At 52.6% G+C, this 16,481-nt stretch carries 15 protein-coding genes; 6 read left to right on the top strand and 9 right to left on the bottom strand.

All coding sequences use genetic code 11. The features are described from left to right. Positions 1 to 92: 92 nt before the first annotated feature. A complete protein-coding gene (punC, locus tag ACJHYR_RS00525) occupies positions 93 to 1,304 on the bottom strand; it encodes a purine nucleoside transporter PunC (protein WP_001182362.1) in 1,212 nt (403 codons plus the stop codon). Positions 1,305 to 1,416: 112 nt separating this feature from the next. On the opposite strand from punC, the gene punR reads away from it, so the two are divergent. After that, positions 1,417 to 2,349, top strand: coding sequence for a DNA-binding transcriptional activator PunR (gene punR, locus ACJHYR_RS00530; RefSeq protein WP_000269493.1), 933 nt, complete (start codon positions 1,417 to 1,419; stop codon positions 2,347 to 2,349). On the opposite strand, the gene purR is transcribed toward punR, so the two are convergent. Continuing rightward, positions 2,346 to 3,371, bottom strand: coding sequence for an HTH-type transcriptional repressor PurR (gene purR / locus ACJHYR_RS00535; RefSeq protein ID WP_000190982.1), 1,026 nt, complete (start codon positions 3,369 to 3,371; stop codon positions 2,346 to 2,348). The genes punR and purR overlap by 4 nt on opposite strands. 298 nt (positions 3,372 to 3,669) lie before the next feature. Between purR and cydH the strand changes: the two genes are divergently transcribed. After that, positions 3,670 to 3,759: a cytochrome bd-I accessory subunit CydH gene (cydH, locus tag ACJHYR_RS00540; protein ID WP_000102278.1), complete on the top strand. Its 90-nt coding sequence runs from the start codon at positions 3,670 to 3,672 to the stop codon at positions 3,757 to 3,759. 165 nt (positions 3,760 to 3,924) lie between these two features. Then, a complete protein-coding gene (locus tag ACJHYR_RS00545) occupies positions 3,925 to 5,094 on the top strand; it encodes an MFS transporter (protein ID WP_024229513.1) in 1,170 nt (389 codons plus the stop codon). 145 nt (positions 5,095 to 5,239) lie between these two features. Here ACJHYR_RS00545 and sodB read toward each other — a convergent pair whose 3' ends face one another. Both sodB and mepH read right to left on the bottom strand, forming a co-directional pair. After that, on the bottom strand, positions 5,240 to 5,821 hold the full coding sequence (sodB, locus tag ACJHYR_RS00550) for a superoxide dismutase [Fe] (protein ID WP_000007283.1): 582 nt from the start codon (positions 5,819 to 5,821) through the stop codon (positions 5,240 to 5,242). Between the two features lie 127 nt (positions 5,822 to 5,948). After that, positions 5,949 to 6,776, bottom strand: coding sequence for a peptidoglycan DD-endopeptidase MepH (gene mepH / locus ACJHYR_RS00555; RefSeq protein ID WP_000101181.1), 828 nt, complete (start codon positions 6,774 to 6,776; stop codon positions 5,949 to 5,951). A 334-nt stretch (positions 6,777 to 7,110) separates the two neighbouring features. Here mepH and grxD point away from each other — a divergent pair, with 334 nt between their 5' ends. Next, a complete protein-coding gene (gene grxD / locus ACJHYR_RS00560; protein WP_000108172.1) occupies positions 7,111 to 7,458 on the top strand; it encodes a monothiol glutaredoxin 4 in 348 nt (115 codons plus the stop codon). 50 nt (positions 7,459 to 7,508) lie between these two features. Here the strand turns inward: grxD and ACJHYR_RS00565 are convergent, their stop codons facing one another. The 5 genes from ACJHYR_RS00565 to nemR all read right to left on the bottom strand — a co-directional run bounded on the left by ACJHYR_RS00565 (position 7,509) and on the right by nemR (position 15,189). After that, a complete protein-coding gene (locus tag ACJHYR_RS00565) occupies positions 7,509 to 12,125 on the bottom strand; it encodes an ATP-dependent helicase (RefSeq protein WP_042029000.1) in 4,617 nt (1,538 codons plus the stop codon). A gap of 92 nt (positions 12,126 to 12,217) precedes the next feature. Continuing rightward, entirely contained in the window at positions 12,218 to 12,865 is a 648-nt protein-coding gene (gene rnt / locus ACJHYR_RS00570; RefSeq protein WP_001282281.1) for a ribonuclease T, read from the bottom strand. A 102-nt stretch (positions 12,866 to 12,967) separates the two neighbouring features. Beyond that, complete coding sequence (gene gloA / locus ACJHYR_RS00575) at positions 12,968 to 13,375, bottom strand: lactoylglutathione lyase (protein ID WP_001237796.1); 408 nt, start codon at positions 13,373 to 13,375, stop codon at positions 12,968 to 12,970. Positions 13,376 to 13,455: 80 nt separating this feature from the next. Further along, positions 13,456 to 14,553: an N-ethylmaleimide reductase gene (nemA, locus tag ACJHYR_RS00580; RefSeq protein ID WP_042028998.1), complete on the bottom strand. Its 1,098-nt coding sequence runs from the start codon at positions 14,551 to 14,553 to the stop codon at positions 13,456 to 13,458. A gap of 36 nt (positions 14,554 to 14,589) precedes the next feature. Further along, positions 14,590 to 15,189, bottom strand: a complete 600-nt coding sequence (gene nemR / locus ACJHYR_RS00585; protein WP_001032943.1) for a DNA-binding transcriptional regulator NemR — start codon at positions 15,187 to 15,189, stop codon at positions 14,590 to 14,592. A 103-nt stretch (positions 15,190 to 15,292) separates the two neighbouring features. On the opposite strand from nemR, the gene ACJHYR_RS00590 reads away from it, so the two are divergent. Together ACJHYR_RS00590 and ACJHYR_RS00595 are read left to right on the top strand one after the other, a co-directional pair. Further along, positions 15,293 to 15,532, top strand: a complete 240-nt coding sequence (locus ACJHYR_RS00590) for a DUF1289 domain-containing protein (protein WP_000840481.1) — start codon at positions 15,293 to 15,295, stop codon at positions 15,530 to 15,532. 48 nt (positions 15,533 to 15,580) lie between these two features. Beyond that, entirely contained in the window at positions 15,581 to 16,477 is an 897-nt protein-coding gene (locus ACJHYR_RS00595; protein ID WP_000250656.1) for an aldo/keto reductase family oxidoreductase, read from the top strand. The last annotated feature ends 4 nt before the right edge of the window (positions 16,478 to 16,481 follow it).

The following is a 16,481-nucleotide window of genomic DNA, read 5'->3' on the forward strand; positions in this document are numbered from 1 at the left end:
AGCTTTAATAACTCGAAATTAGTATAGGCCGCTAATTTCAATCATACAACAAAATTTTGTTAGCAGCCTAAGTATAAGTATATCGATATAGATCAGTGTGATTCGCTATGAGCGACTTCGGCATTGCCATGATTCTGGCAGTCTACTTCTTCACAACGTTGCATCATGTAACCCAGAGCGACCAGCACTACTGTTGATAACATCACGCTGGTGGTGGTGAGCAATGGCGTGCTGATACTGATAAGCCAGGAAACTACCAGACTTGCGAGGAAGCACAGACCCAGTTGTAGAGTGTTCTGCAACGCTGCGGCGCGACCAGTTGCATGTGGGAAGGGACGCAGCGCTTGGGCGACAACAATCGGGTAGATTGCGCCGTTGGCAATCGCCATCACACAGAATGGGATCAGGATTTCGACTAGCGACACATGGCTAATGAAGCCCGCAGCCCAGGTCGCAATGACGCTGACAGCAAACAGTACCAGCAACCACGGTAATAACTGCTTGCCTTGCCATTTCTGCAGTGCGGCGCGACAGCCATAACCACCAATCAGAAACGCGATAGTTTGCGGGACATAACTTAAACCAATAACTGCCGGGCTGTAGCCCATTTCACTAAGGATGAACGGTGAGCCGGTCAGCCATGCAAAAAAACTGGCTGAACAGGCCGCATATATCAGCACGTTGCCGCGATAGGTTTTAGAACGTAGCAGGTCGGTAAAGGTCAGACCATCCTGACTATTGTTACGGGCCTTCGTCGTGGGTTTGAGCCAGAAAATAGGCAGAATCAGCACCACGGTAATGGCAAACAGGGTGGCGAAAATCGCCTGCCAGGAAAAATGGACCAGCAGCCAGCTTCCTAACAGAGGAGCCAGTGCCGGAGATAGACCCACCAGCGGCATGATGGTCGCAAAAATACGGTTAACTTTCTGTGAAGGATAATAATCCGTCACTAACGCTTGCCAGATAACCGCCGCGGCGCAGACACCCACAGCCTGTACAAAACGCAATACCAGCAGCGTAGCGGCGTTTTCTACCCACAGCATCCCCAGACTACCTAACGCAAAAATTGTCAGGCCGATTAATAATACCGGTTTACGACCATAACGGTCGGAGAGCGGCCCCCACAGAAGCTGGGCTGCGGCAAAACCGGCAAGGAACAGACTAAGGCTGGCACTGACAGCAGACGCAGGCGTTTGCAGGTCGGCCTGTATGGCGGCGAAAGCAGGCAGATACATATCGGTTGCCAGAAAACCGAGTACGCTCAAACCCGCCAGCCAGACTAAAAATCTTTTCCCAGGTTGCATGTATATTCTCTAAATCTCTCAATTAAACACCGCCGCAAAGTGTAGGGAGTGAAATTAGTGTTGTGAAACGGTAATATTTGATGACTGGTTTCAAAAATTTTGCAGGCAGACTATGTGGTCAGAATATTCACTCGAAGTTGTTGATGCGGTAGCGCGTAATGGTAGTTTTAGCGCTGCGGCACAGGAGTTGCATCGCGTTCCTTCTGCGGTCAGCTATACCGTGCGTCAGCTGGAAGAGTGGCTGGCGGTGCCGCTGTTTGAACGACGTCACCGTGATGTGGAACTGACCGCTGCCGGGGCGTGGTTTCTCAAAGAAGGGCGCTCTGTTGTCAAAAAAATGCAGATCACCCGGCAGCAATGTCAGCAGATAGCGAACGGCTGGCGCGGTCAGTTAGCTATCGCAGTGGATAATATTGTCAGGCCAGAACGTACACGGCAGATGATCGTTGATTTTTATCGCCATTTTGATGATGTCGAACTTCTTGTCTTTCAGGAAGTGTTCAACGGTGTCTGGGATGCGCTTTCCGACGGGCGCGTGGAACTGGCGATTGGCGCAACACGCGCGATTCCGGTAGGCGGTCGTTATGCCTTCCGGGATATGGGGATGCTAAGCTGGAGTTGCGTTGTTGCCAGTCACCACCCGCTGGCGTTGATGGATGGCCCGTTCAGCGATGATACGTTGCGCAACTGGCCGTCGTTGGTGCGCGAAGACACCTCGCGAACGCTACCTAAACGTATTACCTGGTTGCTGGATAACCAAAAAAGACTTGTCGTGCCTGACTGGGAATCATCGGCAACCTGTATCTCGGCAGGATTATGCATAGGGATGGTGCCAACACATTTCGCCAAACCGTGGCTTAATGAGGGGAAGTGGGTAGCACTAGAACTGGAAAACCCCTTCCCGGATTCGGCATGTTGTCTGACATGGCAGCAAAATGATATGTCGCCTGCGTTAACCTGGTTGCTTGAGTATCTCGGCGATAGTGAGACGCTGAATAAGGAGTGGCTGCGGGAGCCGGAAGAGACTCCCGCAACGGGTGATTAACGACGATAGTCGCGGAACGGGCCGTCAGCCACGGAGCGGCGTTCAATCAACCGCGGATGCACTTCAATGGATTGCGGTTCTTCGCGTTTATTGACGATACGATCCAACAGCATGTTGAACGCCGTTTCGCCCAGCGAATCTTTTGGCTGATGGATCGTGGTCAGCGCCGGCGTAAAATAGCGGGCGTTGCGCACGTTATCATACCCGATCAGCGAAACATCCTGCGGGACACGCAGACCCATTTCATCAGCAGCACAAAGTGCGCCCATTGCCATGATATCGCCACCACAGAAGACGGCAGTAGGGCGATGCGGCTGCGACAGGATTTGCTGCATGGCGCGATAACCAGATTCGGGTTCAAAGTCGCCCTGCACAATCCAGCTTTCCGGCACCTTGATCATCGCTTCTTCCATCGCCTTCATAAAACCGGCAAGGCGGCCTGCGCCGGTGTTACGTTCCAGCGGGCCAGGGATAACGCCGATTTCGCGGTGACCGCGTTCAATCAGATAACGCCCGGCCATGTAGCCGCCTTCGAACGCGTTATCAATGACCGCATCGGTGAAGTCAGCTTTTGCTTCACCCCAGTCCATCACCACCATTGGGATATGGCGATACTCTTCCAGCATCGCCAGCAACGGCTCTGGGTACTCAGAACACATCACCAGCAGACCATCGACGCGTTTTTGCGCCATCATCGACAGATAAGCCCGCTGTTTCTCAAGATTGTTCCACGCATTGCCCAGAATCAGGGTGTAACCTTTCTGGAAGCAATTTTTTTCAACCGCTTCAATGATCTCGGCAAAATAGGCCGCTTCGCTGCTGGTCGCCAGCAAACCGATAGACTTGGTGTGGTTAACCTTCAGACTACGCGCCACCGCGCTAGGGGAGTAGTGTAATTCTTTGATCGCTGCCCACACGGCGTTGCGCGTTTCTTCAGCGACGAAACGTGTTTTGTTGATCACGTGTGACACAGTTGTAGTGGAAACGTTTGCTCGTTTCGCTACATCTTTTATTGTTGCCATTCCATTTCACTCCAGACCCTAACTTCAGCTCCTGCAAAATCGCAAGGTAAACGTTTGCCTTTACACACCTTACGCACAACAAAAGTGTTGCGGTACGCCGGAAAAACGACACGGAGCGTCAGGAAGGGGTCAATGGCCAGTACGCAAATAGTGTAAGCGTGGAATTTTGGCCGATCTTGACGAAAAGGGGAAGTGGTAAAAACACTTATCATTATAAATGACGGGAGATTTTTTCATCACAGTGTGTAAAAATGCGTAATATCACTTTTTGTGTGGTAATAAAAAAGGAGAAAACTTGATGAGCACCGACCTTAAATTTTCACTGGTAACAACGATTATCGTCCTCGGTTTGATCGTGGCCGTGGGTTTGACTGCCGCGCTGCACTGATTTCCTCTCGAGGGAGCGCGTTCTCCCTCGCATCTCCTTCCTGTTTGTTAGCAAAATGGCAAAAGTGTTTTCTCTTTTTGTTATTTTCATTTTTTTGTGATTGCTGTCATGCTTTCGCCACTTTAATGAATATCGCGTAATGACGCGAAGAGGTGGAGATAAGGCATGAAAATTAACTATCCGTTGCTGGCGCTGGCGATTGGCGCGTTTGGTATCGGGACAACGGAGTTCTCGCCAATGGGCTTATTGCCCGTCATTGCGCGCGGTGTGGATGTCTCGATTCCCGCTGCCGGAATGTTAATCAGTGCCTATGCAGTTGGCGTAATGGTTGGCGCGCCGCTGATGACGCTTCTACTTTCTCATCGTGCTCGCCGCAGTGCGTTGATTTTCCTGATGGCGATTTTCACGCTCGGCAACGTACTTTCCGCCATCGCGCCGGATTATATGACTCTCATGCTTTCACGCATTTTGACCAGCCTGAATCACGGAGCATTTTTTGGTTTGGGTTCAGTTGTGGCAGCAAGCGTGGTGCCAAAACATAAACAGGCCAGCGCAGTTGCCACTATGTTTATGGGGTTAACCCTGGCAAATATCGGTGGCGTACCGGCGGCGACTTGGTTGGGTGAAACCATCGGCTGGCGGATGTCATTTCTGGCAACGGCGGGGCTGGGAGTGATTTCAATGGTAAGTCTGTTCTTCTCATTACCTAAAGGTGGCGCAGGGGCGCGACCTGAAGTGAAAAAAGAGCTGGCGGTATTAATGCGTCCGCAGGTGCTGTCTGCATTGCTGACGACGGTACTGGGAGCTGGTGCAATGTTTACCCTCTACACCTATATCTCTCCGGTACTGCAAAGTATTACCCACGCAACACCGGTGTTCGTTACGGCAATGCTGGTGCTGATTGGTGTCGGATTCTCTATCGGTAACTATCTCGGCGGCAAACTGGCAGATCGTTCAGTTAACAGCACGTTGAAAGGCTTTTTGTTGTTGCTGATGGTGATTATGCTGGCAATCCCGTTCCTGGCCCGCAATGAGTTCGGCGCAGCTATTAGCATGGTGGTGTGGGGAGCTGCAACCTTTGCGGTCGTACCGCCGTTACAGATGCGCGTGATGCGTGTCGCCAGTGAAGCGCCAGGTCTGTCTTCATCAGTCAATATTGGTGCCTTTAATCTTGGAAATGCGCTGGGAGCAGCTGCTGGTGGTGCGGTAATTTCCGCTGGGCTGGGATACAGTTTTGTGCCGGTGATGGGGGCGATTGTCGCGGGACTGGCATTATTGCTGGTGTTTATGTCAGCCAGAAAACAACCTGAAACAGTTTGCGTTGCCAACAGCTAATTAAACAAAAACGCAGAAGGATAACCTTCTGCGTTACAGTTGCTGGCAACGTGCGATTTATCTTGCCGGATGCGATGTTAACGACTCATCCGTGTTGGCATGGTAAGCGAAGCGCATCAGGCAATGCTGCATTTGCCATCAGTTATTATGCAGCGAGATTTTTCGCTACGAATTCCCAGTTCACCAGCGCCCAGAAGTGCTCCAGATAGCCAGGACGTGCATTGCGATAGTCGATGTAATAAGCGTGTTCCCAGACATCAACGGTCAGCAGTGGAGTTGCATCGGTGGTCAGTGGAGTACCCGCGTTAGAGGTTGAAACGATAGCCAGCTTGCCATCGCTGTTTTTCACCAGCCAGGTCCAGCCAGAACCAAAGTTTTTGATTGCTGCATCAGTAAACTGTGCTTTGAAATCGGCAAAGCTGCCAAAAGATGCGGCGATAGCTTCAGCGACTTTTCCAGTCGGTTCGCCACCCGCGTTCGGTGCCAGGCAGTTCCAGTAGAAAGTATGGTTCCAGACCTGAGCTGCGTTGTTGAATACGCCACCTTCAGAGCTGCGAATAATCTCTTCCAGTGATTTACCTTCAAACGCGGTACCTTTAATCAGGTTGTTCAGGTTAGTGACATAAGTCTGATGATGCTTGCCGTAGTGATACTCGATGGTTTCCGCAGAAATGTGCGGTGCCAGAGCATCTTTAGCATATGGTAGTGCAGGTAATTCGAATGACATTGCTACTCTCCTTTATTATTAATTTGCATACGTACAATAGCCTTATTGTGCGTATGGATAGGGTAGCAAATTAAAAGGTGAGACAAAAGATGAACTTACCCTGTTGCCGTAACAACAGGGTAAAGTTTTAGCGAAGTGTTTTTGGGGTCATTACCCGGCGAGCGCCAACATAGTGGCGCTGCCAGTAGTCTTCACTGAGAGAAGTGATTTGAATTTCCTGACCCGTACGCGGTGACTGAATAAATTTGCCGTTGCCGACATACACGCCGACATGATCGGCTGTACCGCGTCCCTGAGTACGGAAAAAGACCAGGTCGCCGTTTTTCAGCTCACTACGTTCGATAGGTGCTGCATCACGCAGGTGATACATTTCATTCGCTGTACGCGGAATACGAATTTTCACCAAATCTTTATAAGCGTAATAAACCAGGCCGCTGCAATCAAAACCGGTACGCGGTGAGCTGCCACCCCAACGATATGGCTTACCAATTTGCTGCATCAGTTTATTCATTGCCACTTTCGTGGCTTTTTGCACCTTCGCTTTGTGCGCGTCGGCAAGAGTTCCTGACGCGGCATTTTTGACTTTCACACAATGCGATTTATAGCCCTTACGTTTGGTACACTTTTCGGTAAAGCTGGCTGAGGCCGTTTTATTGACGGCGTGTTTGCTGCGAGTTTTGGCGTTTTTAGAAGCGGTAATGGAAGATTTTTTAACGGAAGAAGCGGTTTTGCTTTTGATCGTACTTTTACTGGCGGCTTTTTTCGCTGTTTTCTGGCTGGCTTTCTGGGTCTTTTTGGTGGTTGCCGTGCTTTTCTTTTTATCTGCTTTTTTGGTGATATGAGTGGTAGCAGAACTCTCCCTGGCTTGCTTTGAAGCATGGGCCATAGGCGTTAAAGGCAGGGTGGTAAAAAGTAAAGCACAGAGCGTGATCGAAATACGGTTTATCCGCGCCACTGAGCGTCCCTCTGTTAAGGCAGGTCTATCATGCCTGCGTCTGATTTACAAAACTTGATGATTCTAATGCATAGAAGAAGAGAAAGTTAATAGCTTTTATTGTTAAAAAATACGTTTCGTTGGCGAGCGCAAAAAAATGCAGCAGTGAAAGCTAAAAATGGTCATAAATACGCCAGTTTGCCTTGCGTCAGGGAAGAAACGAATATTTGAAATGCAACAAATAGAGCAAAGGGATAAAATAGCAAAAGCGTGATGAAAATGTTATTTTCCGATGCCGCACTGACCCGCTACAATGTCAGATTACTGCCGTAAAGAAGTTTGAGGAAGCAAGACAATGAGCACCACTATCGAAAAAATCCAACGCCAGATTGCTGAAAACCCGATCCTGCTGTACATGAAAGGTTCACCGAAACTGCCGAGCTGCGGTTTCTCTGCCCAGGCAGTCCAGGCGCTTGCCGCATGTGGCGAACGTTTTGCCTATGTTGATATTCTGCAGAATCCGGACATTCGTGCGGAACTGCCGAAATATGCTAACTGGCCGACCTTCCCGCAACTGTGGGTTGACGGCGAGCTGGTCGGCGGTTGTGATATCGTGATCGAAATGTATCAGCGTGGTGAACTGCAGCAGCTGATCAAAGAAACTGCCGCTAAATACAAGTCTGAAGAGCCGGACGCGGAATAATCCGTCCTGCAGTACTGACGGATGCGAACGGGCATCCGTCAGTTCTTTATCTATCCCCAATCCAGCCCTTGTGGCGAACTTGAAAATCCCGCCTCACGCAGCGGCGTAAACATCGGCGTTTGCCGGACCGGTAGATCATTCACTTCTGTTAGCGTAAAGCGCAGCCGTGGTTCGCGACGCAGTGCGGTGGTCAGCGCCTGGAAAATCTCTGGGGCGAGTAATTCATCTTTTTCCTGCCAGACCAGCATTTTTTTGCCGCCTTGCGCCAGATAGAGTAACAATTTGCCGCCAGAAACGACCACCAGCGCACCCGCCCGACGCGTTGGAACCAGCGTTGCCGGATGTGCAGGCCAGGGCAGAAGATTTCCCCACACATTAGCCGGATCGTTGGCGGAGAGCGCCACTGGTGTATAGTGGCGCGTTTGCGTGGCTTGTGTCGCCAGATCGCGCAATCGGTCAATAGTCAGACGTTCAGCGAATTGCGCACCCCCCAGACCTTCTACAAAACGACCTCGCATAATTCGCCCGGAGTCTTCCATACTTCGACAAAGCGTTTGCATCGATGGAAACCCGCCAGGGATATTTTCGGCTATCACCGCCTGACGACTGATGATGCCGTAGCGGTCGAGCATATTTTCCGCCAGCGCCAGCATCCTTTCGGTATCGTTTAGTGGCTCCACCTGCAATAACGACCAGCGTCCAGCAAGATTTGGTGTGTTGTAAGATACCCGCGGCGAGACGGGTTGTGCATAGACAGGACGCCCACGACGAGCCCGGTGACTGCGGCGAGTTGAGGTGCGTGCGTTGGAACTGCTGCGGGTGAGAGCGCGTAACGGTGCCCAAATATCGCTGGTGATGACGCCTTGCCAGACCAGCGCCCATAACGCCTCTTGCAGTGCCGAGGGATCAACCGATTCGCCGATTTTATCGCGTATCCGTTGGCTGATTTGTTGTGCAAACCAGGCTCCTCCGTCAGCCAGAACAGCGATTATCGCTTGCTGCAGCGCCGAACGATTCGCCTGATCCGCTTCGGCGGGAGTGAACGATTCTGCGGCATATTCCTGTAGATGCAGTGCCACCAGGCCGTCATCTTCACCCAGCTTTTTTTGCCCCGACCAGATAACCGCACCGGTTGCCAGTAATTCATCGAGCATTTCTGGCGAATAGTCGCGTACGCGGGCAGGCAAGATCTGGTTTTCCCAGAGTGAGGCGGGTAAACCGACTCCGGCAAGCTGTTCGATCACCCGCATGACGCCATCCACGCCCTCATAAACGCCTGGCGATGTTGAGGCAAAGAGTGCCGGGCTACCATCGGTGGCGGGTAATACGCCCTGACGTTCCAGCAGCAATCGCGCATAGGTCGTGGCCGCAACGGGACGTGTCGCTTCTCTGGCGGCTTGCAGCGAGCGCAAACGCAGACGACGAAATACTTCATCGCTCACCCAGATGTCTTGTTGCAGATTCATCACCAGACCCTGTTCGCGCAGTTGCTGAAGTTGCTCTTCGACAATGGCAATACCGAGACTAAACTCATGAGCCAGTTGTTCAGCCGTGACAAGAGCATGAGCCCGGAGATAGCGCAGAAAGATGTCGCGAAGCGGGTAACTGACTCGGTGCAAATAAATCTCTGGCAGTGACTCTGGTAGTCGTACGCCGAGGGCATCGCGCAGCCTGGCGGCATCATCCATACAGGCAAGACGCTCCTGCCCGCTAATCATCGTCGGGAAGATTCGTTTTACTGCAAGAAGATTTTCCAGATACGACGCAATCTCTTCACTGCTGCCTGTATGCCGTTGCGCCAGGTCTTCAACGGTCATTGGCCCCAGTTCGCGCAGTAGGTCGAACAATCCTTCTTCACCTTTCGCTCTTCTGCCAGGAGCCAGTCGTTGCAACTCTTCTTCCACCAGGCGAATGACCTGCGGGTCGAGTAATTCCCCCGGATCGACCTGTCCGAGTAGATTGCGCAGTAACTCGCTGTCCAGCGACAGTACGGATGCCCGGCGCTCTGCCAGCGGGGCATCGCTCTGGTACATAAATTCCGCGACATAGCCGAACAATAAACTGGCGGCGAAAGGCGAGGGCGTAGTGGTCGTTACATCGGATATTTGAATTTCGCCACCATTCAGGCGACGCATCAAACGTTCCAGCGCGGGAAGATCATAAACATCTTGCAGACATTCGCGTAGGGTTTCGAGAATGACCGGAAAATCTGGATATCCCTGAGCGATTTCCAGCAACTGACTGGCGCGCAGCCGTTGTTGCCAGAGCGGGGTGCGATGGCCCGGCGTGCGGCCCGGCATTAATAATGCCCGCGCGGCGCATTCGCGAAAACGGGCGGCGAAAAGTGCCGAGCTGCCTACCGCCTCGCGGACAATTTGCAGCAACTTTTCTGGTTCAAACAAAAAAATCGCGGCATCGGGCAATTTACCATCGGTGTCAGGAATGCGCGCAACAATGCCGTCATCACTGGCAACCACAGACGCGTCAGCGCCCCATAGTGCATGTATTCGCCCGGCAATCGCCAGCGCCCAGGGTTCATGCACCCGTCTTCCATAGGGAGAGTGCAAAATAATACGCCAGTCACCAATTTCATCACGGCACCGTTCGAGGACCAGATGACGACTCCCCGGAACGATGCCCGTCGCGTTGCGCTGCTCGTCAATCAACCCCTGAATATTGGCGATCGTATTTTCTTCTGCCAACCACGGGGGAATAGTCCCGGAAAAGAACGCGCCATCCGCCAGTAAATGGAGAAAATCGCCGATCATCTCGCCTAATTCTGCCGGACGTCCGTTACCTTCACCACGCCAGAAGGGGAGCCGGGCAGAACGACCCGGAGCAGGAGTCACAATCACCTGATCGCGGGTGATTTGCTGGATCCGCCATGAGGTAGCGCCGAGAGTGATAATGTCGTTCACCCGCGACTCATATACCATCTCCTCATCCAGTTCACCCACCCGCCGCGAACCGGCCTGTTCTTCACCTTCGGGTAATAACACGCTATACATGCCACGATCCGGAATGGTGCCACCGCTGGTAACCGCCAACAGCTGAGCGCCAGGTCGGGCGGTCAATATCCCGGTCTCCCGGTTCCAGACCAGTTTGGGGCGAAAAGCAGAAAAATCGCCAGAGGGATAGCGCCCGGAAAGCATATCCAGCGTGGCGTCAAAAACACGTCTTGGCAGATCTTTCCACGGTGCGGCACGGCGTACGCGGGAGTACCATTCGTCTACCTGTAATGCATCCATCGCCGCGGCGGCAACGGTTTGCTGCGCAAGGACGTCGAGTGGATTATGCGGTGGTGTCAGGTTTTCCAGCCTGCCTGCGAACATACACTCTACAATGACTGCGGAATCGACTAAGTCACGCCGGGTTCGGGGGAAAAACAGCCCTTTGGAGATACCTCCTACCTGGTGTCCGGCACGTCCAATGCGTTGTAACCCACTGGCAACAGAAAGCGGCGTTGCCACCTGAATCACCAGATCCACCGCGCCCATATCAATCCCCAGTTCGAGACTGGAGGTTGCGACCACACAGCGTAATTCACCCGATTTCAGCGCCTGTTCGGTGATTGCTCGTTGTTCTTTAGAGACGGAGCCGTGGTGTGAGCGGGCAATAAAAATGTCGCTACTTTGTACACGGTTAGAGGTTGCGCCGGAGGTCGACTCGAAATGGGCCGCATCAACGGCGATAGACGGGGAACGCTGTAAGCGTGCGGCGTAAAGCTCATTTAATCGTGCCGTCAGTTTTTCCGCCAGTCCCCGCGAATTAGTAAAGACAATGGTCGAGCGATGGCGCAACACTTCATCAAGGATACCCGTTTCAATATATGGCCAGATGGAGCCTTCCCGGCCAGCATGGCTGTCTTCGCCAGTGCCGCTGGCGACCGATGAGACATCATCCATATTGGCGACCGGTACGACAATCCGTATCTGCGGATGACGCATTGCGGGCGGGTTGACTACCGTAACCGGGCGATCGCCGCCAAGAAATGCTGCCACATCGCTGGCTGAACGCACAGTGGCAGAAAGGCCAATTCGCTGTGCTGAGGTGTGGAGCAGCGCATCGAGCCGCTCCAGACTTAACGCCAGATGCGCACCACGTTTACTGCCCGCTACCGCGTGGACTTCATCAATAATTACCGTTTCGACGCCGCGTAGCGTTTCGCGCGCGCGGGAGGTCAGCATCAGATAGAGTGATTCGGGTGTGGTGATCAGAATATCCGGCGGATTACGGGTGAGTTTGCTGCGTTCCTGTGCAGGCGTATCGCCAGTACGGATCCCCACGCGAAGATTGACTTCCGTTTCGCCGCGCCGCCGCCGTTCATCGGCAATACCCTGTAACGGGATCTGCAAGTTGCGCTGAACGTCGGTGCCAAGGGCTTTTATCGGTGAAATATAGAGAATGCGTGAGGTTTTACGCTTATGCGCCTCGCGGGTATCTTCGCCGCCTTCGCGGAAGAGCTGATCGAGGGCGTAGAGAAATGCTGCCAGCGTTTTCCCGGAGCCAGTCGGTGCAATCACCAGCGCATGTTCGCCTCGCGCCGCCACATGCCAGGTTTGTGACTGGACAGCGGTCGGCTGTTTAAAGGCGCGAAGAAACCAGTCGCGGGTCGCCGGTGAAAACACGTCCGGCAGGGGCGATGAAGGGTTTAGATTATCTGCCATTAACGCTATTCCCCGTGAATATCATGCATGATGCGTGGAATAGCCTCACTATAGATGCCTGAATCATTGCATGTCATCAGGCATCGACTCGATTACACCTCTTCGGCGGCAGGTAGTGGCCAGCCTCCCAGACGTTTCCAGCGGTTGACGATTTCACAAAACAGCACAGCAGTGCGTTCGGTGTCGTACAGCGCGGAGTGCGCCTGGGTGCTGTCGAAGTCCATGCCAGCGGTCTGGCAAGCCTTTGACAATACGGTTTGTCCGAGTGCCAGCCCGGCAAGTGCAGCAGTGTCAAAAGTGGCGAAAGGGTGGAACGGGTTACGTTTCAGCGAGGCGCGTTCTGCGGCGGCCATCATAAAGCTGTGATCAAAATTGGCATTGTGCGCCACCATAATGGCGCGGTTACAGCCGCTCGCTTTAATGCCTTTACGTACAACTTTAAAAATTTCGTGCAGCGCCTCGTATTCGCTGACCGCGCCGCGATCGGGATCGTTCGGGTCAATGCCGTTGAAGGCGAGGGCCTCTGGCTGCAAATTTGCGCCGACAAATGGTTCGACGTGGAAATGTAATGTGGTGTCCGGCATCAGCCAGCCTTGTTCATCCATTTTCAGGGTGATGGCGGCAATCTCAAGCAGCGCATCGGTTTTGGCGTTAAATCCGGCTGTTTCAACATCGATCACAACAGGATAAAAACCACGAAAACGGTCGCACAGACCGGTAAGTTGAGCGTTATCGGACATCTGATTCTCTTAATACGGATAAATTGCAGCGCGCATTATGACAAATATTACTTGTCGATGCAGTAAAGATGCGGGCGCGATGAGTTCACGCCCGGCAGGAGATTAGTTGCCCAGACCGCGACCGGCGTCTTTCTCTTCGATTAACTCAATTTTGTAACCGTCCGGATCTTCCACAAACGCGATAACCGTAGTACCGCCTTTTACCGGACCCGCTTCACGGGTGACGTTACCCCCGTTTTGACGGATTTTTTCGCACGCTTCAGCGGCGTTATCAACGCTAAGCGCGATGTGACCATAAGCAGTGCCGAGTTCGTATTTATCCACGCCCCAGTTGTAGGTCAGTTCAATCACCGCTTCTTCGGTTTCCGGACCGTAGCCAACAAACGCCAGTGAGTATTTGTATTCCGGGTTTTCGCTGGTACGCAGCAGTTTCATGCCCAGCACTTTGGTATAAAAATCGATGGAGCGTTGCAGATCGCCAACGCGCAGCATGGTATGAAGAAGACGCATCTTTATATCCTCAAAATGGCTAACAGATTCAAAATGTTGTTTTAGTATAGCGGCGGCTTTGCGCCGCTCGCAATGTTGGATTACAGCGTCGGGTAATCCGTGTAGCCTTCCGCACCGCCGCCATAGAAACTTTCAGCACGCTGTGGATTAAGCTCAGCTTTGCGCTGCAAGCGGGCGACCAGATCCGGGTTCGCAATCCAGTCACGACCAAATGCCACCGCATCAATTAACCCTTTGCCGATCAGCGTTTCGGCTTTTTCTACCGTGTATGCACCTGCGCCGATAATCGGACCGTGGAAACGGGCGCGTACTTTTTCGCGGAACGCATCAGTATACGGTTCACCCCCCGCCCAATCTGGTTCTGACATATGCAGATAAGCAATGCCGCGTTTACCCAGTTGTTCAATCAGATACAGTGCATCGGCTTCTTCATTCGGGCCGTTATCCGTGTTCTGGAAAGTACCGATTGGCGAAACGCGAATGCCAATGCGATCGGCCCCCCATTCTTCAATCCCTGCATCGACCACTTCCAGCACCAGTCGCGTGCGATTTTCCACACTGCCGCCGTACTGATCGGTACGATGGTTTGAAGAAGGAGAAAGGAACTGATGCAGCAAATAACCGTGAGCAGAGTGGAGCTCTACCAGATCAAAACCGGCTTCACGCGCGTTAGCAATGGCCTGACGGAAATCATTGACGATACCCGGAATCTCTTCCAGTTCAAGCGCACGCGGCATGGATGTTTCAACACGGATCGCCTGACCATTTTCATCGCGCAGAGAAGTACGTGTTCCCGCGCTAAGTGCGGAAGGCGCTACCGGTGCCTGACCGCCAGGTTGCAGGCTGGCGTGAGAAATGCGTCCGGTGTGCCACAGCTGTACGGCCATATGACCATTTTCAGCATGAACGCCAGCGGTAATTTTTTTCCATGCGGCAATTTGTTCCGGACTATGGATGCCAGGTGCACCAGCATACCCTTTTGCCTGGGCAGAAATTTGCGTGGCTTCGCTAATAATCAAACCGGCACTGGCACGTTGGCGATAGTATTCCGCCATCAACGGGGTAGGGATGTCACCCGGTTCAATACTGCGCAGACGCGTCAGCGGTGCCATAAAAATACGGTTTGCCGCCGTGATCGCGCCCACTTTCAGTGGGGAATACAGTTTTTCAGATGACATAAAGGCTCCCGGTCGTCTGGTGATAAAAAATGCCTGCTAAACGGCAGGCGTCGCAATAATGGTTTTTACATGTGCCAGCGCGTTTTCCAGTGGCTCGGAATTGCGCGAAATTTTGGCCTGCAGATTCGCACCCAGCCATAGTGCGTAAAGCACTTGTGCCTGTTGCAGCGGTTCGCCACAAAAGGTTAAACAATGGCTATCACGGCCATTTTCCAGCGCCTGCGAGAGCAGAACGATCACGCCGCGAGCGCCTTTATCCATCGCGCTACGCATATCTTCTGACAGATCACACACTTCGGCAGAGAGTTTTACTGTCAGGCAACCACTGATGGTTCCATGTTGGCAAAACTGGTTCAGTGTTTGCTGGTAATAAGCCAGTATGCGGTCGCGGTAGTTACCTTCGCCGGATTGCAGCAACTCAGTCAGTCGCTGGTGATATGCGGCGTAATGGCGCTCAAGCATGGCAACGCCAAACGCTTCTTTAGAGCGAAAGTAGTGATAGAAGGACCCTTTCGGCACTTCAGCGGTTTTTAGTAATTCGCTTAGCCCCATCCCGGTGAATCCACGTTGCAGGCAAAGTTGCTCGCCCGTCGCCAGGAGATGTTCGCGAGTATCATGTTCGGTGTGTTTGTTCATGCGTTGGAGTGTAGTAGACCAGTCGGTCTAGTGCAAGCAAAGTTGCTACTTTGGGCATTAACAGCTTCAATAATGGTAATAATCTTATTTTGAGGAGGGCGAAGTGGCGGAGCAATTAGAGTTCTTTCCCGTCCAGAGCCCGTGCCGGGGAATTTGCCAGTCTGACGAACGCGGGTTTTGTCGCGGCTGTTTTCGTAGTCGGGATGAGCGTTTTAACTGGAATAAAATGAGCGATGGCGAAAAACAAGAGGTGCTGCGCCTTTGTCGGCAGCGATTAATGCGCAAATTACGCGCAAATAAGCCAGCGTCATCAGACGAACCGGAGCAACCATCACTCTTTTGAGCCTAATCTTGCGTATACTCCTCTCATATCTGATAAGAGGAAGCGATTATGGTTCAGCGTATTACTATTGCGCCGCAAGGCCCGGAGTTTTCCCGTTTTGTGATGGGCTACTGGCGATTGATGGACTGGAATATGTCCGCCCGCCAGCTGGTCAGTTTTATTGAAGAGCATCTGGATCTCGGCGTGACCACCGTGGACCATGCTGATATTTATGGTGGCTATCAGTGCGAAGCGGCGTTTGGCGAGGCGCTGAAACTGGCTCCTCACCTGCGTGAACGGATGGAAATCGTCAGTAAATGCGGTATCGCGACGACCGCGCGTGAAGAAAACGTCATTGGTCATTACATCACTGACCGCGATCACATCATTAAGAGCGCCGAACAGTCGCTAATTAATCTCGCGACCGATCATCTGGATCTGCTGTTAATCCACCGACCAGACCCGTTAATGGATGCCGATGAAGTGGCGGACGCGTTTAAACATCTGCATCAGAGCGGCAAAGTGCGCCATTTTGGCGTATCCAACTTCACGCCCGCGCAATTTGCCCTGTTGCAATCACGCCTGCCGTTTACCCTTGCCACTAATCAGGTGGAAATATCCCCGGTACATCAGCCGTTACTGCTGGATGGCACGCTCGACCAACTGCAACAACTGCGTGTTCGTCCGATGGCGTGGTCCTGCCTTGGTGGTGGTCGTCTGTTTAATGATGATTATTTCCAGCCGCTGCGTGATGAACTGGCTGTGGTGGCGGAGGAGTTAAACGCGGGCTCGATTGAACAGGTGGTTTACGCCTGGGTATTACGTTTACCGTCGCAGCCGCTGCCAATTATCGGCTCAGGTAAAATTGAGCGCGTACGGGCAGCTGTCGAAGCAGAAACACTGAAAATGACCCGTCAACAATGGTTTCGTATCCGTAAAGCGGCACTGGGTTACGACGTACCGTAAGCAC

Source organism: Escherichia sp. WS1450, assembly GCF_046487395.1.
In the GTDB taxonomy this organism is placed as follows: domain Bacteria; phylum Pseudomonadota; class Gammaproteobacteria; order Enterobacterales; family Enterobacteriaceae; genus Escherichia; species Escherichia coli.